General features: G+C 74.6%; 26 protein-coding genes. 15 read left to right on the top strand and 11 right to left on the bottom strand.

Annotated elements, in window-relative coordinates; all coding sequences use genetic code 11:
• Window positions 1–26: 26 nt before the first annotated feature.
• The 3 genes from WIS52_RS17065 to WIS52_RS17055 all read left to right on the top strand — a co-directional run bounded on the left by WIS52_RS17065 (window position 27) and on the right by WIS52_RS17055 (window position 3,024).
• Window positions 27–674: a type III secretion system chaperone family protein gene (locus WIS52_RS17065; RefSeq protein WP_349299248.1), complete on the top strand. Its 648-nt coding sequence runs from the start codon at window positions 27–29 to the stop codon at window positions 672–674.
• A 90-nt stretch (window positions 675–764) separates the two neighbouring features.
• On the top strand, window positions 765–1,985 hold the full coding sequence (locus WIS52_RS17060; RefSeq protein WP_349299247.1) for an SDR family NAD(P)-dependent oxidoreductase: 1,221 nt from the start codon (window positions 765–767) through the stop codon (window positions 1,983–1,985).
• Window positions 1,986–2,028: 43 nt separating this feature from the next.
• Window positions 2,029–3,024 (top strand): adenosine deaminase, encoded by a 996-nt coding sequence (locus tag WIS52_RS17055; RefSeq protein WP_349299246.1) that lies wholly within the window; start codon window positions 2,029–2,031, stop codon window positions 3,022–3,024.
• A 43-nt stretch (window positions 3,025–3,067) separates the two neighbouring features.
• Here WIS52_RS17055 and WIS52_RS17050 read toward each other — a convergent pair whose 3' ends face one another.
• Window positions 3,068–4,666, bottom strand: coding sequence for a flavin-containing monooxygenase (locus WIS52_RS17050; RefSeq protein ID WP_349299245.1), 1,599 nt, complete (start codon window positions 4,664–4,666; stop codon window positions 3,068–3,070).
• Window positions 4,667–4,818: 152 nt separating this feature from the next.
• Between WIS52_RS17050 and WIS52_RS17045 the strand changes: the two genes are divergently transcribed.
• From WIS52_RS17045 to WIS52_RS17035, 3 genes are read left to right on the top strand one after another with little or no spacing between them, the layout of a single operon-like run.
• Window positions 4,819–5,592: an SDR family NAD(P)-dependent oxidoreductase gene (locus tag WIS52_RS17045; RefSeq protein WP_349299244.1), complete on the top strand. Its 774-nt coding sequence runs from the start codon at window positions 4,819–4,821 to the stop codon at window positions 5,590–5,592.
• Window positions 5,589–6,146: an orotate phosphoribosyltransferase gene (gene pyrE, locus WIS52_RS17040; RefSeq protein WP_349299243.1), complete on the top strand. Its 558-nt coding sequence runs from the start codon at window positions 5,589–5,591 to the stop codon at window positions 6,144–6,146. Before WIS52_RS17045 ends, pyrE begins: the two co-directional genes overlap by 4 nt.
• Entirely contained in the window at window positions 6,143–6,820 is a 678-nt protein-coding gene (locus WIS52_RS17035) for a TrmH family RNA methyltransferase (RefSeq protein ID WP_349299242.1), read from the top strand. The genes pyrE and WIS52_RS17035 overlap by 4 nt, the downstream gene beginning before the upstream one ends.
• 280 nt (window positions 6,821–7,100) lie before the next feature.
• On the opposite strand, the gene WIS52_RS17030 is transcribed toward WIS52_RS17035, so the two are convergent.
• The 3 genes from WIS52_RS17030 to WIS52_RS17020 all read right to left on the bottom strand — a co-directional run bounded on the left by WIS52_RS17030 (window position 7,101) and on the right by WIS52_RS17020 (window position 9,044).
• Window positions 7,101–7,832, bottom strand: a complete 732-nt coding sequence (locus tag WIS52_RS17030) for a DedA family protein (protein WP_349299241.1) — start codon at window positions 7,830–7,832, stop codon at window positions 7,101–7,103.
• Between the two features lie 106 nt (window positions 7,833–7,938).
• A complete protein-coding gene (locus WIS52_RS17025) occupies window positions 7,939–8,292 on the bottom strand; it encodes a hypothetical protein (RefSeq protein ID WP_349299240.1) in 354 nt (117 codons plus the stop codon).
• On the bottom strand, window positions 8,289–9,044 hold the full coding sequence (locus WIS52_RS17020; RefSeq protein ID WP_379611255.1) for an RNA polymerase sigma factor: 756 nt from the start codon (window positions 9,042–9,044) through the stop codon (window positions 8,289–8,291). Before WIS52_RS17020 ends, WIS52_RS17025 begins: the two co-directional genes overlap by 4 nt.
• A 93-nt stretch (window positions 9,045–9,137) precedes the next feature.
• Here WIS52_RS17020 and fbaA point away from each other — a divergent pair, with 93 nt between their 5' ends.
• The 4 genes from fbaA to WIS52_RS17000 all read left to right on the top strand — a co-directional run bounded on the left by fbaA (window position 9,138) and on the right by WIS52_RS17000 (window position 12,826).
• Complete coding sequence (gene fbaA / locus WIS52_RS17015; protein WP_349299238.1) at window positions 9,138–10,175, top strand: class II fructose-bisphosphate aldolase; 1,038 nt, start codon at window positions 9,138–9,140, stop codon at window positions 10,173–10,175.
• A 60-nt stretch (window positions 10,176–10,235) separates the two neighbouring features.
• Window positions 10,236–10,649, top strand: a complete 414-nt coding sequence (locus WIS52_RS17010) for a DUF3151 domain-containing protein (RefSeq protein ID WP_349299237.1) — start codon at window positions 10,236–10,238, stop codon at window positions 10,647–10,649.
• A 7-nt stretch (window positions 10,650–10,656) separates the two neighbouring features.
• A complete protein-coding gene (locus WIS52_RS17005; RefSeq protein WP_349299236.1) occupies window positions 10,657–11,967 on the top strand; it encodes an FUSC family protein in 1,311 nt (436 codons plus the stop codon).
• A 178-nt stretch (window positions 11,968–12,145) separates the two neighbouring features.
• Window positions 12,146–12,826 carry a lysophospholipid acyltransferase family protein gene (locus WIS52_RS17000; RefSeq protein ID WP_349299235.1) on the top strand — a complete coding sequence of 227 codons (681 nt, stop codon included), beginning with the start codon at window positions 12,146–12,148 and terminating at the stop codon, window positions 12,824–12,826.
• A 15-nt stretch (window positions 12,827–12,841) separates the two neighbouring features.
• Here WIS52_RS17000 and WIS52_RS16995 read toward each other — a convergent pair whose 3' ends face one another.
• On the bottom strand, window positions 12,842–13,657 hold the full coding sequence (locus WIS52_RS16995) for a MerR family transcriptional regulator (RefSeq protein ID WP_349299292.1): 816 nt from the start codon (window positions 13,655–13,657) through the stop codon (window positions 12,842–12,844).
• A 51-nt stretch (window positions 13,658–13,708) separates the two neighbouring features.
• Window positions 13,709–14,428, bottom strand: coding sequence for a hypothetical protein (locus WIS52_RS16990; protein ID WP_349299234.1), 720 nt, complete (start codon window positions 14,426–14,428; stop codon window positions 13,709–13,711).
• A gap of 86 nt (window positions 14,429–14,514) precedes the next feature.
• On the opposite strand from WIS52_RS16990, the gene WIS52_RS16985 reads away from it, so the two are divergent.
• Window positions 14,515–15,789 (top strand): adenylosuccinate synthase, encoded by a 1,275-nt coding sequence (locus WIS52_RS16985; RefSeq protein WP_349299233.1) that lies wholly within the window; start codon window positions 14,515–14,517, stop codon window positions 15,787–15,789.
• Window positions 15,790–15,897: 108 nt separating this feature from the next.
• On the opposite strand, the gene WIS52_RS16980 is transcribed toward WIS52_RS16985, so the two are convergent.
• The 5 genes from WIS52_RS16980 to nth all read right to left on the bottom strand — a co-directional run bounded on the left by WIS52_RS16980 (window position 15,898) and on the right by nth (window position 20,645).
• Complete coding sequence (locus tag WIS52_RS16980) at window positions 15,898–17,112, bottom strand: MFS transporter (protein WP_349299232.1); 1,215 nt, start codon at window positions 17,110–17,112, stop codon at window positions 15,898–15,900.
• Window positions 17,113–17,186: 74 nt separating this feature from the next.
• Window positions 17,187–18,386, bottom strand: coding sequence for a MarP family serine protease (locus WIS52_RS16975; protein WP_379611311.1), 1,200 nt, complete (start codon window positions 18,384–18,386; stop codon window positions 17,187–17,189).
• 2 nt (window positions 18,387–18,388) lie between these two features.
• On the bottom strand, window positions 18,389–19,180 hold the full coding sequence (locus WIS52_RS16970; RefSeq protein ID WP_349299230.1) for an NUDIX hydrolase: 792 nt from the start codon (window positions 19,178–19,180) through the stop codon (window positions 18,389–18,391).
• Window positions 19,177–19,836: a TlpA family protein disulfide reductase gene (locus WIS52_RS16965; RefSeq protein WP_349299229.1), complete on the bottom strand. Its 660-nt coding sequence runs from the start codon at window positions 19,834–19,836 to the stop codon at window positions 19,177–19,179. The genes WIS52_RS16970 and WIS52_RS16965 overlap by 4 nt, the downstream gene beginning before the upstream one ends.
• Window positions 19,833–20,645, bottom strand: coding sequence for an endonuclease III (gene nth, locus WIS52_RS16960; protein ID WP_379611260.1), 813 nt, complete (start codon window positions 20,643–20,645; stop codon window positions 19,833–19,835). The genes WIS52_RS16965 and nth overlap by 4 nt, the downstream gene beginning before the upstream one ends.
• 237 nt (window positions 20,646–20,882) lie before the next feature.
• On the opposite strand from nth, the gene WIS52_RS16955 reads away from it, so the two are divergent.
• The 4 genes from WIS52_RS16955 (at window position 20,883) to WIS52_RS16940 (ending at window position 24,015) form a co-directional block, all read left to right on the top strand.
• Complete coding sequence (locus WIS52_RS16955; RefSeq protein ID WP_344021712.1) at window positions 20,883–21,131, top strand: hypothetical protein; 249 nt, start codon at window positions 20,883–20,885, stop codon at window positions 21,129–21,131.
• A gap of 164 nt (window positions 21,132–21,295) precedes the next feature.
• Window positions 21,296–21,970, top strand: coding sequence for a Crp/Fnr family transcriptional regulator (locus WIS52_RS16950; protein WP_349299228.1), 675 nt, complete (start codon window positions 21,296–21,298; stop codon window positions 21,968–21,970).
• Between the two features lie 66 nt (window positions 21,971–22,036).
• The gene (locus WIS52_RS16945) at window positions 22,037–23,299 is read left to right on the top strand and encodes an MFS transporter (RefSeq protein WP_349299227.1); all 1,263 of its coding nucleotides are present in this window, start codon (window positions 22,037–22,039) and stop codon (window positions 23,297–23,299) included.
• A complete protein-coding gene (locus WIS52_RS16940) occupies window positions 23,296–24,015 on the top strand; it encodes an HD domain-containing protein (RefSeq protein ID WP_349299226.1) in 720 nt (239 codons plus the stop codon). The genes WIS52_RS16945 and WIS52_RS16940 overlap by 4 nt, the downstream gene beginning before the upstream one ends.
• Window positions 24,016–24,034: the final 19 nt, after the last annotated feature.

Genomic DNA, 24,034 nt, shown 5'->3' with positions numbered 1-24,034 from the left:
CCCGGATCACGGCTACGCTCCGCGGCATGTCGGTCTGGTTCGTCATCGCCGTTGTCGCGATCGGAGTCGGCGTGGGCCTGCTGGTCTTCGACCGGTTCCGCGGGGGCGCGACGCGCGACCGCAGGCGCTGGGCCTCCCTGCGGGAGTGGCAGTACCTCGACTCCGACCCCGTGCTGCCCAGCCGCTGGCGCTACGGGACCATCCACCAGGGCGGACCCGGGGTGGCCCGCAACCTGGTCTCCGGCGACGTGCCCACCCCCGACGGCCCGCGCAAGGCCCACGCCTTCGACCACGAGCAGGCCGGGCGGATCAGCTCGGTGCTGTGCGCGGTGCAGGTCACCGAGTCGCTGCCGGCGGCCGTCGAGCTCCGGCTGCCGTCCGCGCCGCTGCCCGACGACGCCGGCCTCGACCTGCTGGAGCCGGTCGGCGAGCGCTACGCCTTCGTCAGCGACGCCGACGCGGTCCGCCCGCTGCTGACCCCGCGACTGGCCGACGCCAGCGACGCGATCGGCGAGGACGTCGAGCTGCTCTGGGCCGAGGACACCTGGGTGCTGGCCGCCGCGCCGGTCGGCATCTCCGCCGACCGGATGCAGGACCTGCTGGCCGACCTCGCCGAGGTGGCGACCGCGCTGGAAGAGGGGCTCTACGCGAAGCGCCCCACGATCGAGTCCTGACCAGCGAACATCTACTCTGAGTTCTGTTTCCGACACTTCAAGTGACCACCCGATTGCGGTACCCCGTCCGGGTGTGGATAGCCTGATCGGGTGGCTCTGGCTCTCATCACCGGTGGCGGCACGGGGATCGGCGCGGTGCTCGCCGACCGGCTCGCCTCCCGCGGACACGACCTGCTCCTCGTCACCCGGGACCCCGGTGCGGCGTACGCGACCGCCGGCACGGTCGCCGGTCGCTACGGCGTCCGGACCGACGTCCTGGTGGCCGACCTGGCGACCCGGCACGGGCTCCTCCGGGTCGAGGCCCTGCTCTCCGGCGCCACCGCCCCGGCGGTCGACGTGCTGGTGCACGACGCCGTCGCCGAGGCCCCCGGCGTCGCCTCGGTGCACGCCGAGGAGCAGCAGGCACGCATCGACCTCGGGGTGACGGCGACGATGCGCCTCACCCACGCCGCGCTCCCCGGGATGCTCGCCCGCGGGGAGGGCGCGATCGTCGTCACCGGGGGATCGCCGGCGCCGGCCGACCGCCCGGCGGCCGAGTGGGCGCAGTCCTTCGTCGCCGCGCTCGCGCCCACCCTGGCCGGCACCGGGGTGCGGGCCCGCACCGCCGGGAGCGGCGACGGGTACCCGGGGACGATCGAGAGGGTCGAGACGCTGCTCTCCGAGCTCGACGCCGGGCAGTGTCCCGCCGCGAGCGGGCGTCCCGGTCTGCGTGGGCTGTCCCGCCGGGTCCTCGGGACCGGCGCACGGGCCGCCCGCCGGGGCGCCGAGCTCCTCGCCGACGCCACCCGGGGGCCGCTGCTGCCGACCACCGCGTCGTCCCCGGCTGCTGGGGCGACGCCGGCCGTCCCGGCGCCGACCGCCGCGCCGGTCCCGGAGGCGCCGTCGGTGGTGCCGACTGCCGGGCCGCGGCCCGCCGGCAGTGGGGTCCTGCCGTCGCGGGCGCCCGCCCACCCGCGTCGACCGGTCCCGGCTCCGGGCTGCGACCGCGGGCCCGTCGCCCCGGCTCCGGATGGCGTCGCGTCCCTCCCGGAGCCCACCGATCCGGCGCACACCGACCTCGCGGCGACGGCGCTCGGCGGAGGTTCCGTCCCGGCGCCCGGCCCGCGCCCGACGCGTGCGCACGCCCGGCTGCCGGACCTGCCGGCCCGCCCGGCCCCGGGCCGCGCGCTCGACGCCGCGACCACCTGCGCACGCTCCGCGCACTACCTGCCCGGCGCCGCGCGCACCCCCGAGCAGCGCGCCCGCGCCGCCGCGGCGCTCCGCGACCAGGCGCGCAGCCGGTCGGGTGCCGCCGGCCCGGCGAGCCGGTGACCCGCGCGGCAGGCCTCACGGCCGGGCGGGGATGATCCGTTCGATGACGACGACCGGGACCCCGCCGTTGCCCAAGGCCGAGCTCCACCTGCACATCGAGGGCACGCTCGAACCGGAGACCGTGTTCGAGCTGGCCCGGCGGCACGACGTCGAGCTCCCGTACGCCGACGTCGACGACCTGCGGGCCCGGTACAGCTTCACCGACCTGCAGTCCTTCCTGGACATCTACTACGCCAACATGGCGGTGCTGCGGACCCGGGAGGACTTCGCCGAGCTGGCGTCGGCCTACCTGCGGCGCTGCCCGGACCAGGGCGTGCGGCACGTCGAGATGTTCTTCGACCCGCAGGCGCACACCGCGCGCGGCGTGCCGATGAGCGACGTCGTCGGCGGGCTCACCGACGCGATCGACGCGCACGCCGGGGACGTCTCGGCCGGGCTGATCCTCTGCTTCCTGCGCGACCAGCCGGCCGCCGACGCCGAGGCGACACTGCGTGCCGCCGAGCCGTTCCTGGACCGGATCGTCGGCGTGGGACTCGACTCCGCCGAGGTCGGCCACCCGCCGTCGGGGTTCGCGGCCGTCTTCGGCAAGGCGCGGGCGTTGGGTCTCGAGCCGGTCGCGCACGCCGGTGAGGAGGGGCCGCCGTCCTACGTCCGGGAGGCCCTCGACGACCTCGGAGTCCGCCGCGTCGACCACGGCATCCGGGCGATCGAGGACGACGAGCTGGTGGCCCGGCTGGCACGGGACCGCACCCCGCTGACCGTCTGCCCGCTGTCGAACGTCCGGCTCGGCGCCGTGCCCGGGATCGGGCTGCACCCGCTGCCGGAGATGCTCGCGGCCGGGCTCAACGTCTCGGTGCACTCCGACGACCCGGCCTACTTCGGCGGCTACGTCGACGAGAACTACGCCGCCGTCCGCGACGGGCTCGGGTTCGGCGACGACGAGCTGCGCACCCTGGCCGTGAACTCCTTCGAGTCGTCCTTCCTGGACGAACCCACCCGCACCGCCCTCGCCGACCAAGCGCGCCGCTGGCACCTGTGAGTACTTTTCGTGGTCAGGACCACGAAAAGTACTCACAGGGCCGTCAGGCCGTGGCGGCCAGGCGGACCGGCCGCAGCGGCTCCAGCGGGCGTCCGGCGCCGGTCCGGCCGCGCACGGCGCGGAACGGCGCCAGCCGGAACCGCCGGGTGCGCAGCTGGTACTCGAGGGTGTTCGCCGGCCACATGACGACGTTGAAGCCCTCGTCGTTCTGGTAGTAGCTGGAGCAGCCACCGGTCTCGTACACGGTCCGGGACGAGCGGCGCCGGATCCGCTCGGTCCAGCGGGCCTCGATCTCGGGGCGCACGTCGAGCGCGCTGATGCCCTCGTCGGCCATCCGGCAGACCGCGTCGGCGACGTAGCGGGCCTGCGTCTCGGAGAACAGCAGCGTCGAGCTCGCGCCGCTGGTGGCGTTCGGGCCCTGCATGAGGAACAGGTTCGGGAAGCCCGGGTAGTTCATGCCCAGGTAGGCGCGCGGGTAGGCACCCCAGTGGTCGTGCAGCGACCGGCCGCGGGCGTCGTGGATGCGGTGCGCGATCGGTGCGGTCGCCCCGACCTCGAACCCGGTGGTGAGCACGATCGCGTCCACCTCGGCGGACGTCCCGTCGCCGGAGACGACGGTGTTCCCCGCGACGCGGGCGAGCCCCCCGGTGTGCAGCATGCTGTTCGGCGCGTTCATCGCCGGCAGGTAGGTGTTCGAGACCAGCGGGCGCTTGCAGGCGTAGTCGAAGCCCGGGGTGAGCCGCTCCCGCAGCTCCGGATCCGGGACCTGGGCGGCCAGGTGCCGGCGTCCGACCTTCGTCAGCGTGTCGCGCAGCCACTTCGACCGGCGGGTCGCGGCGAGCACCTCGGCGCCGGCGTAGATCAGGTCGAACTGCACCTTCGACAGCGTCGGGCTGGCGGCGATCGCGCGGCGGGTCCGCTCACCGACAGGGCGCTCCGGCTTCGGCATGATCCAGGCCGGGGTCCGCTGCAGGACGTGCAGCTCGGAGACCACCGGCTGCAGCTCCGGGACGAGCTGGACGGCCGTCGCCCCGGTCCCGACGACCGCCACGCGCTTCCCGGCGAGCTCGGTCGCGTGGTCCCAGCGCGCCGAGTGGAACACCGGGCCGTCGAACTCGGCCAGTCCGGGCACGTCGGGCAGCTTCGGGTCCGCGACCAATCCCGCGGCGCTGACGAGCACGTCCGCGGTGAACTCGCCGAGCGGCGTGTCGATCCGCCAGCAGGTCTCGCCGTCGTCCCACCGGGCGGACAGCACGTCCGCACCGAACCGGACGTGGGAGAGCAGGCCGGTCGAGCGCGCCAGCCGGCGGGCGTAGTCCTGCACCTCGTGGCCGGGGGCGTAGAACGCCGACCAGTCCGGGTTCGTCATGGCGCGCAGCTGGTAGAGCGGCGACGGGGTGTCGACGCCGACGCCCGGGTAGGTGTTGTCCCGCCAGACGCCGCCGACGTCGTCGGCGCGCTCCAGCAGCACGAAGTCGTGGACCCCCCGGCGCAGCAGCGCGAGCCCGACCGCGAGACCCGTGAAGCCCGAACCCACGACGGCGACGCGGGAGTGCCGGGGAGAGGGGCCGGTGGGGAGCTCACCGGTCCCGGGCCGGGACGGGTCGTCGGGTCGCCGGATCGACAGCGCCTCGGACGTCATGCCTCGACGGTAAAGGGTCGATAACGGCCGAGCACGCGAGAGCGGTCCGTCTCACGAGGTCGCTACGCAACAGTGTCGGCAGAGTCACACTCCGTGTAGCGCGGTCCCGCCGCGCGCGCGTGGGGTCGGGACCGACGGACTACGCTCGCCGCGTGCCCTCCGTCATGATCACGGGCGCGTCGTCGGGGATCGGGGCCGCCTTCGCCGACCGGCTCGCCGCCGACGGCCGCGACCTCGTGCTCGTGGCCCGCGACGTGGACCGCCTGCAGGCCGCCGCGTCGCGCTACCGCGACCTCGGCGTCGCCGTCGAGGTGCTGCCCGCGGACCTGGCCGACGCCGAGCAGCGGGCCCGCGTGACCCGGCGGCTGACCGATCCCGACGTCGCGCCGGTGGACCTGCTGGTCAACAACGCCGGGCTCGCGCTCGGCTCGGCGTTCCTGCGGTGCGACCCGGCGGACCTGAACCGCCAGCTGCAGGTCAACGTCGCGAGCGTGCTGGAGCTGACCCGGGCCGCGGTGCCCGGCATGGTCGACCGCGGGGCCGGGGCGGTGGTGAACGTCGCGAGCGTGGCGGCGTTCCTGTCCGGTCGCGGGTCGACCTACTCCGCGGACAAGGCGTGGGTCGTCGCGTTCACCGAGGGCATCGCGCGGGCGGTGCAGGGCACCGGGGTCCGCGCGATGGCGCTGTGCCCCGGATACGTGCGTACGGAGTTCCACGAGCGGGCCGGGATCGACGCCGGCGCCCGCCGCGGCCCGCTGTGGCTGGAGGCCTCGCGGGTGGTCGACGAGGGCTTGACCGATCTGGACAGAGGACGGGTGGTATCGGTGCCGTCACGGCAGTACAAGGCGATCGTCGGGCTGGCCGGGGTGCTCCCCCGCCCGGTGCTGCGCCGGCTCCTCGCGGGCCTCGACAGGGACCGCACGTGAGCGCGCACGGCGACCGGGCCCGGCTGGCCGCGCTGGTGCGCGACCTCGCCGTCGTGCACGAGAAGGTCACGCTGTCCTCGGGTGCCGAGGCCGACTACTACGTCGACCTGCGCCGCGTCACGCTGCACCACGAGGCGTCCCCGTTGATCGGGCGGCTGCTGCGGGACCTGACGGCGGACTGGAGCTACCGGGCCGTCGGTGGCCTCACGCTCGGCGCGGACCCGGTCGCGACCGCGGTGCTGCACGCCGTCGCCCAGGATCCGGACGCCGACCCGGTCGACGCCTTCGTGGTCCGCAAGGAGACCAAGCGGCACGGCATGCAGCGGCTCATCGAGGGGCCGGACGTCGCCGGTCGCCCGGTGCTCGTCGTGGAGGACACCTCGACCACCGGCGGGTCCGCCCTCACCGCGGTGCGGTCGGTGCTGCAGGCCGGCGGCGACGTCGTCGGGGTGTGCACCGTGGTCGACCGGGACACCGGTGCGCGGCAGGCCGTCGAGGCCGAGGGCGTGCCCTACCGGGCGCTGCTGGGGCTGGCCGACCTGCAGCTGGGATGACCTCGCCACCCCCCGACCCGGATCCCGCCGGGGACACGGGGCCGAGCGAGTGGTCGGTCCCGGGACAGGTCGGTGTCGGGCCGTGGGACGGGCCGTGGCCCGTCGGGGAGCACTGGGACCCCGAGCTGCTCGAGCACGGTGACCGGCGCAACGTGGTCGACGGCTACCGGTACTGGCGACGGGAGGCGGTCGCCGCGGACCTGGCCCGCCGGGCGCACCCGTTCCACGTCGCGATCGAGAACCCCGGGCACGACCACAACATCGGGACCGTGGTCCGGACGGCGAACGCGTTCGGCACGGCCGGCGTGCACATCGTGGGACGACGGCGGTGGAACCGGCGCGGCGCGATGGTCACCGACCGCTACCTGGCGCTGCACCACCACGCGACCGCGGCGGACCTCGTGGACGCCGCCCGCGCGCTCGGCCTGGCCGTGGTGGCGGTGGACAACCTGCCCGGCGCGGTGCCGCTCGAGCGCACCGAGCTGCCCCGCGACTGCGTACTGGCGTTCGGCTCGGAGGGACCCGGCCTGTCCGCGGAGATCCGGGACGCCGCCGACCTCGCGGTGTCGATCGCCCAGTTCGGCTCGACCCGGTCGATCAACGCCGGCGTCGCCGCCGGAATCGTGATGCACACCTGGATCCGGCAGCACGCGGACCCGTCCACCGCCTGGTGAGGGAGCGCTGCACACCGGTTCGTCGAGCTTCGCCCCCCCAGCGACGACCCCGCGACGGGTGCGAAGCGGGCGGAGCACGGGGCCGGACGCCGGCGGAGGATGCGGCGCGTGCCGGTGGGTGGCGGCAGGCCTGCTCCCGCCGGGCGCTCCCGAATCCCCGCCGAGATGCGCCTCAGAGGGAGTTGTCGATCTCCAGAGCCCGCTGACACGTATCTCGGCGGAGCCGCGGGGCGCGGTGCGCGGGACGGTGAACGGGGTGGGGGCCGGGGCCGGGCGAGGGTCAGCGCCGGGGGCGGCGCGGATCGTCGTCGCGGCGCCGGGAGTCGACCACCGGCATCCGCAGGGTCGCGGCGGTCGGGTCCGCGACCTCCGGCCCGGCGGGCGCGGTGCGCCGCGCGATGGACCGCGCCCGGATCACCTCGACGACGATCGGCAGCACCGACACCAGCACGACCGCGACCAGGATCAGGTCGATGTGGTCGCGGACGAACGCGAACCCGCCCAGCAGATACCCCAGCACCGTGACCCCGGCGGCCCAGGCGATCCCACCGAGCAGCGAGTAGGTCAGGTAGCGTCGCGGATCCATCCGCGCGACACCTGCGCTGACCGTGATGAAGGTCCGCACGATCGGCACGAACCGCCCGAGCACGACGGCCCGGGTGCCGTAGCGCTCGAAGAACACGTGTGTCCGCTGTACGTGCTTCGGGTCGAACAGCCGCGACTTCGGCTTGTCGAACACCGCGGGCCCGGCCCGGTAGCCGATCCCGTACCCGACCGCGTTCCCGGCGACGGCGGCCACGACCAGCACCACGCACACCAGCCACAGCGGGACGCCGATCGCGCCCTGGGCGACGAACAGCCCGGCGGTGAACAGCAGCGAGTCCCCGGGCAGGAAGAAGCCGAGCAGCAGGCCGCACTCGGCGAAGACGATCGCGGCGACTCCGACCAGGGCCCACGGGCCGAGCGAGGAGATGATGACCGCCGGGTCGAGCCACGAGGCGAGAACCGTCACGAGATGAAACGGTACCGGGGCGCGGACGCCCCCGGACCGGCAGATGCCGCCGGACCCGGGACGCCGGACTCCGAATCGGACACCGGGTCGGGAACCGCCCGCCGGATCAGCCGATCGGCGGCAGTGCTCCCGGCAGGAGCACCGACACCAGTGCGAGGCCACCACCGAGCAGCGCGCCGACCAGCAGCGCGATCACCGCGGCCCATACGATCTGGGTGGTCGCGGACCCGGCGGTCGTCGCGCCGGCGCCGGACCGGGCGGCCGGGGACGGCGCGGGGCGGTCCCGGGGCGGAGCCGGACGTGGCGCGGGCGGCGGGACCCGGCCCGGGACCCGCGGTGGCCCCGGCGGCGGGGCCGCCTGCCGCGACGTCGGCATCGGGCGCCCGCGGGCCTGCGCCTGCAGCGCCTCGCCCACCCGGCGGGCCGCCTCGTCCCGGTGCGGGTCCTGCGGTCCGGTCATCGCACGTCTCCCGCCGTGCCGCGCCGGCCGGCCGCGCCGGCCTGCTGGTCGGCCATGATCCGCTGGACCGCGTCGAGCGCGCGGCTGGCGGTCGATTTCACCGTGCCCCGGCTCATCCCGGCCGCCTCGGCGATCTCCGATTCGGTCAGGCCGCCGTAGTAGCGCAGCACGAGCACCTCCCGTTGCCGCGGCGGGAGCAACCCGAGCGCGTCGACGACCGACTGGTGCTCGGCCGAGAGCATGGCGAGCGATTCGGCCGACCGGGCGTTCGCCGCGTGCGGCGGCACGTACTCCCGGGCCGTGCGACGGCGGCGCAGCACCGAGCGGGAGCCGTTCACCACCGCCGCGCGCAGATAGGCGACGGCGGCGGTCTCGTCCCGCAGGCCCGTCCAGTGCCGGTGCAGCCCGGTGAAGGCCTCCTGCACGACGTCCTCGGCGGTGGCCGGGATGTCGACGAGCAGCATTGCCAGGCGGACCAGCCGCAGCCGGTGGTCGCGATACAGATCGGCGAGCGTCAGCGGCTGCTCGGCCGGATGGCCGCCCGACCCGCCTGGCCCGTCCGGGGGAAGCGGGGTCGCGAACGGCCCGGTGCCCTCGGGCGCCGGACGGGTGTCGATGGCGCGCAACCGACCGAGCGTCCGGTCGACGGCGTTCTCCGCCCGCTCCTCCTCCACGGGGACCAGCCTAGCGACCACCCCTGACGATCTTCGCGGCTCGTCCGATCCACCGTCCGTAAGGGTGATCAGTGGCATCGGGCGACAGCGGTCGCACACCCCCGTGAGTGCGTGATACTGACCGCCGAAGCGCTGTGACCGCAGCGACCGCGAACGTCGAGGAGGCCGACCGTGCCGATCGCCACGCCCGAGATCTACAACGAGATGCTGGACCGCGCCAAGAGCGGCGAGTTCGCCTACCCGGCGATCAACGTGACCAGCACGGAGACCCTGAACGCCGCGCTGCGCGGGTTCGCCGAGGCGGGCTCGGACGGCATCGTGCAGGTCTCCACCGGCGGTGCCGAGTTCCTGTCCGGGACCCGGGTGAAGGACATGGTCACCGGCTCGGTCGGCCTGGCCGAGTTCGCCCACGTCGTTGCGGACAAGTACCCGGTGAACATCGCGCTGCACACCGACCACTGCCCCAAGGACAAGCTCGACGGCTTCGTCCGCCCGCTGATCGCGATCAGCCAGGAGCGCGTGAACAAGGGGCAGAACCCGCTGTTCCAGTCGCACATGTGGGACGGCTCCGCGGTCGAGCTCGAGGAGAACCTCAAGATCGCGGCCGAGCTGCTCGACGAGGCGGTCAAGGCGAAGATCGTGCTCGAGGTCGAGATCGGCGTCGTCGGCGGCGAGGAGGACGGTGTCGCGCACGACATCAACGACAAGCTCTACACCGCGCCCGGCGACTTCGAGCGCACCGTCGAGATGCTCGGCGCCGGCGAGAAGGGCCGCTACCTGCTGGCCGCGACCTTCGGCAACGTGCACGGCGTCTACAAGCCGGGCAACGTCAAGCTCCGCCCGGAGATCCTGAAGCAGGGCCAGGAGGTGGCTCGCGAGAAGCTCGGTGCCGGTGCCGGCGAGAAGCCGTTCGACCTGGTCTTCCACGGCGGCTCGGGCTCGCTGCTCGAGGAGATCCACGAGTCGCTGGGCTACGGCGTCATCAAGATGAACGTCGACACCGACACCCAGTACGCCTTCACCCGTCCGATCGCGGCGCACATGTTCTCCAACTACGACGGCGTCCTGAAGATCGACGGCGAGGTCGGCAACAAGAAGGCCTACGACCCGCGGTCGTACCTGAAGAAGGCCGAGGTCGCGATGAGCGAGCGCGTGATCGAGGCCTGCGAGTCGCTCAAGTCCGCCGGGACGGCGCTGTCGCGCTCGTGAGTGGTTGTCGCGGCCGGGACCGCGATGACCACTCACGAGCGCGTAGCGCACCATGGGCACATGAGTCTGCACGGCAACCTGCTCGAGCCCGATGCCACGCGCCTGCCGGTGGACCCGGCGGCGGCCGAGCTGGCGGGGGGCGCCGACCCGGCGTCGGTGGCCGCGGCGAACCCGTCGTCGTCGTTCGCGTGGGCCGCGCTGGCCGAGCGCGCACTGGACGCCGGTGACACCGTCGCCGCCTACGCCTACGCCCGCACCGGCTACCACCGCAGCCTGGACGCCCTGCGCCGCAACGGCTGGAAGGGCTTCGGGCCGGTGCCGTGGGCGCACGAGCCGAACCGCGGCTTCCTCCGGTCGACCGGTGCCCTGCTCCGGGCCGCCGAGGGCATCGGCGAGACCCCCGAGGTCGAGCGGCTGCGGACGCTGATCTCCGACTCCGATCCGGAGGCTCTCGGCGCGCTCGGCCTGGGCTGAGGCCACGGTGCCGAGGTCCGCATCGGATCTGTGGCAGGGGGCCGGCCGGCGGGTCCGCACCCGCGGCCGGCTCGGCGTCCGCCGGCTGCGGGCGTCCTGGCTGCCGATCCTGCAGTGCGCGTTCGCGGCCGGTCTCGCGCTCTGGGTCGCCGGCGATCTGGTCGGGCACGAGCGGCCGTTCTTCGCCCCGATCGCCGCGGTGATCAGCCTCGGGGTCTCGCTGAACTCGCGGCTGCGCCGGGCCGCCGAGCTGGTGGTCGGGGTCAGCCTCGGTGTGCTCGTCGGCGACCTGCTGATCGCCGAGATCGGCAGCGGGGTCTGGCAGCTGATCCTGGTCGTCGCGATCGCGATCGCGCTCGCCACCTTCTTCGACGGCGGCAACCTGATCGTCGCGCAGGCCGGCGCGTCCGCCGTGCTCGTGGCGACCCTGCTCCCGCCCAGTGACATGGGTGGGATCGACCGCTGTGTGGACGCGCTGATCGGCGGCGGGGCCGGCATCCTCATCGCGGCCGCGTTCCCGGTCAACCCGGTCCGGATCGTGCGCCGGGAGGCCCGCCGGGTGCTCGACGACCTGGCCACCGTGCTCACCGAGGTGGCCACCGCGCTGCGCGACTCCGACGCCGAGCTCGCGGCGCGGGCGCTGCGGCGGGCCCGGGACACCCAGCCGGTGATCGACGCGCTGCGCACCGCCGTCGGCTCCGCGGGCGAGGTCGCCGCGGTCTCGCCGATGCACCGCCCCCGGCGCCGGATGCTGCTCCGCTACCGCGAGCTGTCCGTGCGCGCCGACTACGCCCACCGCAACGCCCGTGTCCTGGCGCGGCGGGCGCTCACCGCGATCGAGGACGGCGAGCGGCTCCCGCCCCAGCTCGCCGACGCGATCTCCGACCTGGTGATCCCGATCGGGGCCCTGATCCGCGAGCTCGGTCAGGACGGTGACCGCGAGCGCGTCCGGCCGGTGCTGCTCGAGTCCGTGCACCGGGCGACGGTGCTCGCCGGGGAGGCCTACCGGTCCGCCCCCGGCCCGGACGGCACCGACCACGCCGACGCCACCGACACCGACGCCACCGACTCCGATGCCACTGCCACCGCCACCGCCACCGCCACCGACGGCGCCGATGCCGAGACCCCGGACGTCACCGGCGACGACCGCGGGGACCCGGCCGGCGCCGTGCCCACCGCGCCGTCGGTGTCGGTGCCGGTGTGCGTGGCCCAGGTCCGCTCGATCGCCGTCGACCTGTTGCAGGCGACCGGGATGACGCGGGGCGAGGCGATGCGCGCCCTGCGCGAGCAGCTGCCGCCGCCGGACTCCGGCAGCTGAACCTCCGCGGTCGGCGACGACGGAGTCGGCTATTAGGGCGGATCCGGCGGCACGGGGGTTCCTCGCGGGGCCCGCGCGGAGCAGAATCGGCACTTCGTCCGGCGCCGGGACACCCTCGGAGTCCCCTGGCACGACGTGGTGCGGTCGCCGCCGTCGTCGAAGTGATCGGGGTCCGCGCGTGCAGCTGTTCATCCGGTACGTCCTCGCCCCCCTGGTACGCGTGCTGTGGCGCCCGCGCGTGCTCGGGGCCGACCACATCCCGCACTCCGGCCCGGTCATCCTCGCCGCGAACCACCGGGCCGCCGTCGACACCGCCTTCATCCCGCTCGTCGCCCCGCGCCCGGTCGCGTTCCTGGGCAAGGCCGAGTACTTCACCGGCTGCGGCCTGCGCGGCAGGCTCGCCGCGGGTTTCCTGCGCGCGCTCGGCTACATCCCGGTGGACCGCGGCAACGTGCGCGCCGGACTCGCCGCCCTCGACGCGGGCCGCACCGTGCTGTCCCGCGGTGGCGTGTTCGGGATCTACCCGGAGGGCACCCGCTCGCTGGACGGCATGCTGCACCGCGGGCACACCGGGGTGGCGAGCCTGGCGTTGTCGACCGGAGCCGTCGTCGTCCCGGTGGGGTTGCGCGGGACCGAGCGCGTGCAGCCGGTCGGGCGCCGGTTCCCCCGGCTGGCCCGGGTCGAGATCCGGTTCGGCGAGCCCCTGGAGTTCAGCCGTTACGAGGGGCTGGAGGGCGCGCCGGCGATCCGGCGGGCGGTCACCGACGAGATCATGGACGCGATCGCCGACCTGTCCGGGCAGACCTATGTGGACTCCTACCACCGCCGCCCGGACGAGGGTCTGCGCGCCGCGGCCTGAGACACGCGGAACGGGTCAGGCCGGGAGGACCGGCCAGACGATCTCGGTCTCCAGCTTGTCCGGAGCCACCTCGGCCGGGTCGTTGAGGTAGACGTCGTAGCAGGTCCCGGCGGACGCGAGCCCCTGCGCCTCGATCCACGCCTCGACCTCGCGGTAGGCGATGCCCAGCTCGTCGTACGGGCCGACGTGCCGGGTGACCGCGGCCCGGCCGCCGCCGACCCGGTGCACGGTCAGGCCCTCCGGGAGCGCGCCGAGACCGCCGGTCCCGGTGACCGGGACGGCCGCCTCCAGGCGCCACCCGTCGTCGTCGACGGAGTGGTAGAGCAGGTGCGGCGGCCCCGCGGGCGTGGCACCGGCCGCGGCGAGCGCGCCGAAGAGCACCGGGTAGGCCCGGCTGCAACCCTCCCCGATGTACTCCGGCGAGGAGTGGAACTCGGTCCCGACGACGTCGGTGGCGGGGATGTCCCGGGTGCTGATCTCGTAGGTCATGACGATTCCCTTCCGGATGAAGGTCTCGACACGGCCGAGCATGTGTCGATGACGGTCCAGGCGCTGCTCGAGCACCGTCCGGTGGTGGTCCAGCAGGTCGCGCACACGGTCCTGATCGGACTCGGTCACGACCGCGCGGATCTCCGCCAGCGGCATGTCGAGCGAGCGCAGGGTGGCGATGGCGCGGGCGGTGCCGGCCTGTCGGGGGAGGTAGTAACGGTACCCGGAGTACGGGTCGACGTGCGCCGGCGTCAGCAGGCCCGCCTCGTCGTACACGCGCAGCGCCTTGATGCTGAGCCAGCACAGCCGGGAGAACCGGCCGATCGGCATCAACTCGTCCATCGTCACCCCCTCGGCTCCTACGAGAGCGTCGAGTCTCCCCCGAGGGACGAGTCAACTCCTCGGGAGCACCGGGTACCAGGGCTCGGTGTGCCGGTACCAGGCCCAGCGTTTGATCTCCCGCGGGTAGCGCACGCCGTCGCGGACCGGGGTGGCGCCGGTGGTGCCGATCTGGATCGCCCGACCGGTGGTCGCGCGCACACCCTTCCCGCCCCGGACGACGACGCCGTCCGGCCCGGCCTCGACGACCAGCCGCGGGATCCGCCCGGCGAACACCCGGGTCGAGTCGCAGTAGGCCTCGCCGTGCAGGTCGGGCAGCACACCCCGGCCGACGAGCACGCCACCGTTGTCGTCGCGCACCAGTGGCATCGGCCGGGCGGTCCCGCCGCGGGCGAGCGCCGCGGCGTCGGCGAACGACCGGGGCAGCCCCCAGGCCGCGGCGGCCGCCGACCGCCGGGACGTCGGGAGGTAGCCGACCTCGGTCGTCAGCGCCTCTCGGCGCAGCAGCCGCACGAGCACGGCGGCCAGGTCGGCGTCGTCGCCGTGCACGATCAGCCGGACACCGGGATGCTCGGCGAGCAGCGGGTCGACCGCGTCCTTGCCGGGCCGCGGGCCGACGGTGACCGAGCGCACCGCGGGATCGGCGGCCAGCGACGACGGTGGGCGTTCACGCCGCGCGCCGCGCCGGATACCGTGGAACAGAAGACGGTGTCGCCGCTGCTCGCTCTCGGGCGCGCAGGCGAGCAGCACCGCTTCGGGGCCGGTCGGAACCACTGATCGAGTACCCTCCCCGCCGCGGAAACCGGGACGCACGCCGGATCCGCGGCCGTGCCGACGTGTGTGCGACTGGAGTCTCTTACATGCCCGCAATCGTGTTGATCGGAGCCCAGTGGGGCGACGAGGGCAAGGGCAAGGCGACCGACCTGCTCGGTGGCGAGTTCGGCTGGGTCGTCCGCTACCAGGGCGGGAACAACGCCGGGCACACCGTCGTCACGCCCGACGGCCGCGACTTCGCGCTGAAGCTGATCCCGTCGGGGATCCTCTCGCCGGGCGTGAAGAACGTCATCGGGAACGGCGTCGTCGTGAACCCCGAGGCGCTGATCGAGGAGAAGGCCGGGCTCGAGCGCCGCGGCGTCGACACCTCCGGCCTGCTGATCTCGGCGGACTCGCACCTGATCATGCCGTACCACGTGGCGATCGACCGGGTGACCGAGCGCTACCTGGGCAAGGCCAAGATCGGCACCACCGGGCGCGGGATCGGCCCGGCCTACCAGGACAAGGTCGCCCGCGTCGGCGTACGCGCGGCGGACCTGCTCGACGAGAAGATCCTGCACCAGAAGGTGGAGGCGGCCCTCGAGCTGAAGAACCAGATCCTGGTCAAGGTCTACAACCGGCGGGCGCTGGACTTCCACGAGGTCGTCGACACGGTCCTGGAGCAGTCGAAGGAGTTCGCCGAGAAGATCGTCGACACCCGGCTGATGCTGAACGAGGCGCTCGAGCGCGGCGAGACGCTGCTGCTGGAGGGGTCGCAGGGCACCCTGCTCGACGTCGACCACGGCACCTACCCGTTCGTGACCTCGTCGAACCCGACCGCCGGCGGTGCCTCGGTCGGCTCCGGCATCGGGCCGAACAAGATCACCCGGGTGATCGGGATCCTGAAGGCCTACACCACCCGCGTGGGCTCGGGCCCCTTCCCGACCGAGCTCCTGGACGAGATGGGCGAATGGCTGCGGAAGACCGGCGGTGAGGTCGGGGTGAACACCGGCCGGGCCCGGCGCTGCGGCTGGTTCGACGCGGTGATCGGCCGGTACGCCGTGCGGGTCAACGGGATCACCGACGTGTTCCTGACCAAGCTCGACGTGCTGTCGGGGCTCGAGTCGGTGCCGATCTGCGTCGGCTACGAGGTCGACGGCCACCGGGTCGACGAGATGCCGATGACCCAGACCGGCTTCCACCACGCCGTCCCGGTCTACGAGGAGATGCCGGGCTGGTTCGAGGACCTCTCCGGCGCCCGGACCTGGGACGACCTGCCCGCCACGGCGCAGGCCTACGTGCAGCGGATCGAGGAGCTGACCGGTGCCCCGGTCTCCGCGATCGGAGTAGGCCCCGGCCGCGAACAGACCATCACCCGCTGATCGGTGTCCTCCGTTCCTCCACCCACCCCTGACTCCTGACGCTGTGGTTCGGTATCGCCGAACCACAGCGTCATGAGTGTGGGCCCGGAGGGCGCGTTCGCCGGCCGGTCAGTGGGTGGCGCGGGCCTCGCGGGCGGCGTGCTCGTGCCGCACCGGGGTCACGGCGACCGCGACGAGCGGCGCCAGCGCGGCGACGGCGAAGCCGATGCCGTAGCCGGCGGCCCCGACCAGCGCGCCGAGGGCCACCGGCACCGCCGAGGCGACGGCGTTCTGCCCGGTGTTCTGCACGCCCAGCGCGCGGCCGGACCAGCTCCGCCCGGCGAGCTCGGCGATGCTGGTGAAGGCCAGGCCGTTGTCGGCGACCGTGACGACCGCCCCGATCGCGAGCATCGCGACGGCCAGCCAGCCGGCGACCGCGTCACCGAGGGCGAACAGCAGCAGGACGACGACCGCCGCCGCCGCGACCTGGCGCATCGGCCGCAGCCGGGAGCCCACCCGGTCCGACCACCAGCCGGACGCGATCCGGCCCAGCGCCCCGGCGACCTGGCCGGCGGCGACGAACGCGCCCGCGGCCGCGACGCCCCAGCCCTGCTCGCGCACCAGGTACTCGGTCCCGAAGGCGGCCACCGCGAACTGCGGCACGACCAGCAGCGCCGACGCACCGTGCACCCGCCACAGCAGCGGCGTGCGGTACGGCGAGCCCTCCGGCGGGGCCCCCTCGGGCCGGACCGGACGTGGCGGGTCCGGTGCGAAGGCCAGCACGACCACGGCGCTGATCAGGCACAGCACCGCGGGCAGCAGCAGCGCCGTCCAGGACCCGACGGCCACGCCGAGCGAGGGCAGCGTGAGCCCGGCCAGCGCCACACCGAGCGGCTGCGCGGTCTGCCGGATCCCCATGGCCGTCCCGCGCTCACGGACGGCGAACCAGCCCATCACCATCCGGCCGCTGGCCGCGAACACCGAGGCCGCGCCGGCACCCCCGAGCAGCAACAGCGCGATCGTGGCCGCGCCGCCCGGGTCGGGCAGCAGGGCCGCGCCCGCCACGGCCGTCGCGCAGACCACGAGCCCCGCGGCGATCACCCGTCGTTCCCCGGTGCGGTCCGCGGCGGCGCCCCAGGCGATCAGCGTCAGCAGCAGTCCCGCGGTGGGCGCGCCCACGTACACGCCGACCCGGGCGAGCGAGAAGCCGTCCTGGTCGCGCAGCAGCGGCACCAGGAACGGCACCCCGTAGACGAACGAGCAGGCCGCCGTCTGGGCGAGCACCCCGGCGCCGAGGACCACCCAGCGACGCCGGCTCCGGGTCACGTCGGTCGGGGCGGGCACGACCTCACGCTACGACCGCGTCCCACGATCCGGCCAACCGCTCCCATATCGCGAGATGCGAGAGGTGGGGAGGGTCAGGAGGCGCAGCTCCCGGTGTCGACCGGCGCCGCCCCGCCGGCGGCGGCCACGTTCAGCGCCGCCGAGACCTGCTCCGCGGTCAGCACGAACCCGGTCTCGGCGTCGTCCAGTGCGGCGCCGAACACCACACCGACGACCCGGCCGTCCGGAGTGATCATCGGGCCGCCGGAGTTCCCGGAGCGGACCACGGCCCGCACGGTGTAGACGTCGCGCAGCACGCTGCCCTGGTCGTAGATGTCCGGGCCGCGCAGCCGGATCCGCTCCCGGACCTTGCCGGGGGTGACGGTGTAGGGCCCGTCCAGCGGGTAGCCGAGGATGATCACGTCGTCGCCGACGCGCGCCGGGTCCGGGCTGAACCGCAGCGGTTCCTCCTCCAGCGCAGGCACGTCGAGCACCGCGACGTCGACCTCGGCGTCGTAGTAGATCACTGTGGCGTCCAGCTGACGGCTGCGCCCGGCCGCCGTCGTCACCTCGACGGTGGTGCTCGAGGTCCCGGCGACGACGTGCGCGTTCGTCATCACCCGCTGCGGGGCGACGACGAAGGCGGTGCCCTCGAGGGCCCGCCGGCAGGACGGTGCCCGGCCGCGGACCTTGAGCACCCGGTCCCGGACCTCGTTCACCACCGGGTCCTGGGCGAGCTCGGGGTTCGGCGCGTCGACCACGGCCACCGGGGTGCGGGTGAACGGGCTGACGACGTCCGGGAACCCGGAGTCGTCGAGGATCTGGCGCAGCTCGGCCGGCAGCGCGCGGGCCGCGTTCGGCATCACCTCGTCGACGCCGGCCAGTACCCGGGAGTCACGCAGGCCGCTGGTGAGCGTGGGGATGTTCGTCGACGCGAGCGGGAGCGCGATGAGCCACGCGGCGATCACCACGGCGACCGCCTGGACCCCCGCGCCGAGCGTGGAGTCGACCTTCAGGACCCGCTCGCGGTGGATCCGGTCCCGGATGAACCGTCCGAGGTAGACACCGGTCGCCTCGCCGAGCGCCACGAGCAGCACGACCGCGCCGATGCCCAGCAGCACCTTCGCGCCCTGGGACTCGACCTGGGCGGCCACCAGCGGCGCGAGCCGCAGGCCCAGCACCGCCCCGGTCAGCACGCCGAGGAACGACAGCAGCGCGACCGCGACCCCGTGCCGCCATCCCGACGCCATCGCCAGCAGCGCCAGGATGACGACCACGACGTCGACCCAGCTGATGCTCACCGGCTCACCTCGTCGGCGCCGGTGGCGCCCTCGACCGGGTCCACGGGGTCGGTCACGCGCGCTCCTCGCAGGTCGTGCTGCTCCGCGCGGGCTCCTGCCACGGCGGTGTCGAGGTCGACGACCCGGTCGGCGTCCCACGGACGCTCCCACCCGGACCGGTTCAGCAATGCGGACAATAAGCCCCCGGTGAATCCCCAGATCACCAGGCCCGCGCAGCGGAACGCGGGTCCGGTGTGCCCGGACGGGCCGCGCACGGTGAACCGGTTCGCCGGGTCGGTGAGCACCCGCAGCGGCACCCGCAGCACCCGCGCGGTCTCGGCCGGGTCGACCACCCGGACCGGGACCGGGCGCGCCCAGTGCGCGAGCACCGGCGTCACCAGGTAGCCGGTCGGCGGGATGAACAGCTCCGGCAGCACGACGAGCGGGACGACGCCGGCCGGGTCCAGCCCGGTCTCCTCCTCCGCCTCCCGCAGGGCGGCGTGCACCGGACCGGTGTCGCCCGGATCGAGCCGCCCGCCGGGGAAGCTGACCTGCCCGGCGTGCGAGCGCAGGGTGGCCGCCCGTTCGGTGAGCAGCACGTCGACCCCGTCACCGGAACCGCCACCGTCGCCCTCGTCGTCGCAGAACAGCATCAGGACGGCGGCCCGGCGCGCCTCCCGGTCGTCGCCGGTGGGTGTGCGGCGCAGCGGGAACCAGGAGCGGTCCAGGCCGCGCGCCCCGCGGACCAGCGACCGCAGCGGTTCCGGGGCCGCGTCCGGGTCCGGCCGGGGATCGAGGGGAGCGGTCACGACAGCCGTTCCACCGCGGCCGCCACGTCGTCGGCGGTGCGGAACGGGATCGGCGGGTCCACCATCGCCGCCGCGCCGTCGGCCCGGGTCACATAGGTGACGGGTAGCAGCGGTGGCGTGTCCAGGGCGGCGCGCAGCGTGCCGTCCGGATCGGTGACGGCCGGGAGCCGCACCCCGAGGTCGGCGGCCAGCCGCAGCGCGGCCACCGGGTCGTCCTGGACGTCGACGGTGAGCACCGGCAGCGCGTCCGGCCGCTGCGCGTACCCGGCCAGCGCGGGCAGCTCCTCACGGCACGGCACGCACCAGGACGCCCAGAAGTTCACCACCGTCGGGCGGTCGGCGAGCGCCGCACCCAGATCGGTCGTCCCCTCCGCGCCCAGGCAGGGCACCGTGATCCCGGCGAGCGGACCGGCCGCCGGCCGGCCGGTCGGCGCGGGGCAGGGCTCCAGAGCGGCCGCGTCGCGGGCGGCGGCCAGCGCGGCCGGGTCGGCGGCCGCCGGGTCCCCGTCCGGCCCGTCGGCGGTGGCGGTGACGCCCGCCCCTCCGGGGGCCGGCGCGGGTGCGGACGGCCAGAGCGCCCACACCGCCAGGGCCACGAGCACGGCGACGACGACCGTCGAGACGACCTCGGAGCGGGACGCGGCGGCCCGTCTCACCGTCCGTCCCCGCCGGTGATGCCCGCGAGCGCCAGCAGGTGGTCCCGCTCGGGCCCCTTGACCAGCGCCGCGGCCTCGGCCGGGTCGGTGGGGCCGAGACCGAACGCCGGGCAGTCGGACGCCAGGGTGCAGGCACCGCAGGCCGGCTTGCGGGAGTGGCAGACGCGGCGGCCGTGGAAGATCACGTGGTGCGAGACGATCGTCCAGTCCCGCTTCGGGACGAGCTCGCCGACCGCGTGCTCGACCTTGACCGGGTCCTCCTCGGCCGTCCAGCCCCAGCGGCGGACCAGCCGCCCGAAGTGCGTGTCGACCGTGATCCCCGGGACGTCGAAGGCGTTGCCGAGGATGACGTTGGCGGTCTTGCGGCCGATCCCGGGGAGCTTCACCAGGTCGGCCAGGGTGGCGGGCAGCTCACCGCCGTGCCGCTCGACGACCGCGGCGCCCAGGCCGATCAGCGACGTCGCCTTGTTCCGGTAGAAGCCGGTGGGCCGGATCAGGGTCTCGAGCTCGGTCCGGTCCGCGCCCGCGTAGTCCGCCGCCGTCGGGTAGCGGGCGAACAGGGCCGGGGTGACCTGGTTGACCCGCTCGTCGGTGCACTGTGCGGAGAGGATCGTGGCGACCGCGAGGTCGATCGGGGTGGTGAAGTCGAGCTCGCAGTGGGCGTGCGGGTAGGCCTCGGCCAGCGCGCGCAGGATCCGGTTCACCCGTCGCGCTCGCCCGATCGGGTTCTCCCCGGCCGCGACCCGCGCGGCGAGTCCGGCCGCGGCACGCCGGGTGGGCCGGGTGATCCGTCGGGCCGAGATGCTCACCTCACCGAGCGTACGGGTGGGCACCGACAACGATGCCGGGTGTCGCACGGACCCGGGCGGGCCGGCGCGTGCGGAAGGGGCACTCCGCGGACCGTGCAGACGACGCCGAACGCCCGATCCGGACGCCCGAACGCACGATGATCGCCCACGTGAGGTCACGAACACGTCACGAACCCGGGCGAACCGCTACCCCCGGCGCGTCGGCTGCCGATCCAGTACGGGAGGATCGGAGGTGCCATGACTGCCTGGTTGAGCGTCCTCGTCCCGCTGCTGGTGATGTTCTTCGCGCTCGGGATGGAGCGCGTCGAGTCCCGACTTCGGGAGTCCACCGTGCGGCAGGACGAGCTGGACGAGATGCTCGAGCAGCCCCGTCCGGACGAGGTGCGTGCCCTGTTCCGGTCCGGTACCAGCCGGGCCCTGGAACTGTTCCGGCTGCGCAACCGCCGGCGCCGGGGTACCCGGCGCAGCCAGGTCCCGTCTGCCTGACGGGCGCGGTCCACCACGGCGATCGTGGCGGACCGTGACAGCGAGACGACCCGGTCGGAGAGATCCGATCGGGTCACTGGTGCGCACGTGTGTGGCGAAGGCCTCTACACTGACGCGCCGACGACCCGCCGTGACGAAACGGCCGGTGAACGAGGAGCAGTGCAGTGGACGAGGTTCTGATCCGTGCCGGGATCTTCCAGGGCGTGGAGCCGCAGGCCGCCGAGGCCCTGGCCGAGGCGCTGGAGAGCGCCGAGTTCTCCCGTGGCCAGGTCATCTTCTCCGAGGGTGAGCCCGGTGACCGCCTCTACATCGTGGCCGGCGGGAAGGTGAAGCTCGGCCGCAAGTCCCCGGACGGCCGGGAGAACCTGCTGATGGTGGCCGGCCCGTCGGACATGTTCGGTGAGTTGTCGATCTTCGACCCGGGTCCGCGGACGTCGTCGGCGACCGCGGTCACCGAGGTGCGCGCCTACACCATGGACCGCAGCGCGCTGCGGGAGTGGATCGGCAAGCGCCCGGAGATCGCCGAGCAGCTGTTGCGGGTGCTGGCGCGCAGGCTGCGCCGGACGAACAACATGCTCGCGGACCTGATCTTCACCGACGTGCCGGGCCGGGTGGCGAAGTCGCTGCTGCAGCTCGCCCGCCAGTTCGGTTCCCAGGAGTCCGGCCTGCTGCGCGTGACCCACGACCTCACCCAGGAGGAGATCGCCCAGCTGGTCGGTGCCTCCCGGGAGACCGTGAACAAGGCGCTCGCCGACTTCGCGCACCGTGGCTGGCTGCGGCTCGAGGGCAAGAGCGTGCTGATCCTGGAGCCGGAGCGCCTGGCCCGCCGGGCCCGCTGACCGGCACGTCCCGGAAGACGAGAATCGGGCTGGTACGTCCGTACCAGAACGTGTGATGCTGGCGGTGTGGCCGCCTCGCTCTCCGACTACCGCGCTGCCCTGACCACGCCGGGTGCGGCCGCGCCGGTCTGCGCATCGGTGATCGGGCGCTTCCCGATCGCGATGCACAGCCTCGCGACGCTGCTCTACGTCCGCGAGGTCGAGGGGTCCTACGCGGTCGCCGGAGCGGTGTCGGCGTCGCTGCTGGTCGGGACGGCGGTGGGCACCGTCGTGCAGGGCCGGGTGCTCGACCGGCTGGGCCCGACCCGCCCGATGCTGCTGCTCGTCGGGGTCTACCTGGTCGCCGTCGCCGGGCTGATCGCCTGCATCGAGGCCCGCACCGCGCTGCCGCTGACCCTCGCCGTCGCGGTGCTCACCGGTCTCGCGACGCCCGCGTTCGAGGGCTCGTCCCGGGCGCTGTGGTCGGACCTGGTGCCGCCCGGGCCGCGCCGCGAGGCGGCGTACACCTACGAGGCGATCAGCCTCGAGACGTTCTTCATCCTCGGGCCCGCGCTGGCCGCGGTGCTGGTGCTCGCGACGCCGTGGCCGGGCACCGCCGTCGTCGTCGCCGCGTCCGCCGAGATCGTCGGGACGACGTGGTTCGCGCTGACCGCGGCGGTGCGCCGCCGGTCGGCCCGGATCCGGGACTCGCGCCGGGCCGGGAGCCTGCCGGTGGAGGGCGGGCTGCTCGGGGTGTTCCGGCGCCCGGGGCTGCGGACGGTGGCGCTGGCGTCGCTGGGGTTCGGCCTGGTCGCCGGGACCGCCGAGGTCGGGGTGATGGCGGCGACCGCGTTCGCCGGGTCCCCCGCCGCCGGCGGCGTCCTGCTCTCGCTGTGGTCGCTGGTGTCGGTGCTCACCGGGGTGCTGTACGGGCTGCGGCCGTGGCCCCGGCCGCTGCACCTGCGGATGCCGGTGCTGCTGGCCGGATTCGGCGTGCTGGTGACGGCGATGGGGCTGGTCTCGCCGATCGGGTCGCTGGCGCTGCTGACCGTCGTGATGATGGCGGCCGGAGCCCTGATCACCCCGCAGGTGACGGCGCACTCGCTGGGGGTGGAGCAGACCGCGCCCGCGGACTCGGCCACCGAGGCGTTCAACTGGATGGTGATGGCGGCCGTGCTCGGGGTGTCGGCCGGCCAGGCGCTGTCCGGCACGATGATCGACCTGCTCGGCCCCGGGGGATACGCGCTGGGCGGCGCGCTCGGGATCGTCGTCGCGGGCCTGCTCTGGCTGCGCCGCGGGACGATCGCGGCGACCGACCCCGCCCGCGTCCCGGTCGGCGCCGCCCCGTGACCGGGAGCGGGTCCGCCGGCGCGCTGCGGCGGCTGCGCGACGTGGTCGCCGCCGACATCGCGGGTGCGGACGTCGCGCACGACCTCGGCCACCTCGACCGGGTCGCCGGGCTGGCCGGGAGGCTGGCGGTACGGGAGGGCGCGGACGGGTTCGTCGCCGCCGTCGCCGCCTACGTGCACGACCACCACCGGGCCGCGGAGGCCCGCCTCGGCCGCGTCGTCGCGCCCGCCGAGTGCCGGGACACCGCGCGCGACGCCCTGCGCCGCGCCGGGATCGAGCCCGCGCTGTGGGACCCGGTGCTCGACGCCGTCGAGGCGACCGGGCGCTACTCGTTCGCCGCCGATCCCGGATCCGGTCCGGGCGGGGGCGCGACCGGCCGGGCCGCGCTGATCGCCGCCTGCCTGCACGACGCCGACATGCTCGACGCCATGGGCGCCACCGGGATCGCCCGCGCGTTCGCCTACGGCGGCGCGATCGGCGAGCCGCTCTGGGACCCGGCCGCCCCGCCGGTCGAGGGCTACCGCTCCGGGCCGACCGGGTCGGTCGTCGCGCACTTCCACGAGAAGCTGCTGCGGCTGCGCGGCGAGCTGGCGACCGCCGCCGGCCGCGAGCTGGGCGAGCGACGGCACGCGGCGCTGGAGGAGTTCCTGCGCCGCTTCCGCGACGAGTGGCTGGAGACGCACGACGACCCGGCCACGGCGCCGCCGGCGCCGTGAGAGCCGCCGGCGTTGTGAG

Origin of the sequence: Pseudonocardia nematodicida (assembly GCF_040105385.1) — a bacterium.
Taxonomy (GTDB): Bacteria; Actinomycetota; Actinomycetes; order Mycobacteriales; family Pseudonocardiaceae; genus Pseudonocardia; species Pseudonocardia nematodicida.
Note: the sequence above shows the minus strand (reverse complement) of the source record. Positions and strands in the feature narration are given on the sequence as shown.

Coding starts and splice junctions, on each gene's coding strand:
- WIS52_RS17065 (WP_349299248.1), top strand. CDS start 27: ATGTCGGTCTGGTTCGTCATCGCCGTTGTCGCGATCGGAGTCGGCGTG.
- WIS52_RS17055 (WP_349299246.1), top strand. CDS start 2,029: ATGACGACGACCGGGACCCCGCCGTTGCCCAAGGCCGAGCTCCACCTG.
- WIS52_RS17050 (WP_349299245.1), bottom strand. CDS start 4,666: ATGACGTCCGAGGCGCTGTCGATCCGGCGACCCGACGACCCGTCCCGG.
- WIS52_RS17035 (WP_349299242.1), top strand. CDS start 6,143: ATGACCTCGCCACCCCCCGACCCGGATCCCGCCGGGGACACGGGGCCG.
- WIS52_RS17025 (WP_349299240.1), bottom strand. CDS start 8,292: ATGACCGGACCGCAGGACCCGCACCGGGACGAGGCGGCCCGCCGGGTG.
- WIS52_RS17020 (WP_379611255.1), bottom strand. CDS start 9,044: ATGCCACTGATCACCCTTACGGACGGTGGATCGGACGAGCCGCGAAGA.
- WIS52_RS17010 (WP_349299237.1), top strand. CDS start 10,236: ATGAGTCTGCACGGCAACCTGCTCGAGCCCGATGCCACGCGCCTGCCG.
- WIS52_RS16995 (WP_349299292.1), bottom strand. CDS start 13,657: ATGGACGAGTTGATGCCGATCGGCCGGTTCTCCCGGCTGTGCTGGCTC.
- WIS52_RS16985 (WP_349299233.1), top strand. CDS start 14,515: ATGCCCGCAATCGTGTTGATCGGAGCCCAGTGGGGCGACGAGGGCAAG.
- WIS52_RS16955 (WP_344021712.1), top strand. CDS start 20,883: ATGACTGCCTGGTTGAGCGTCCTCGTCCCGCTGCTGGTGATGTTCTTC.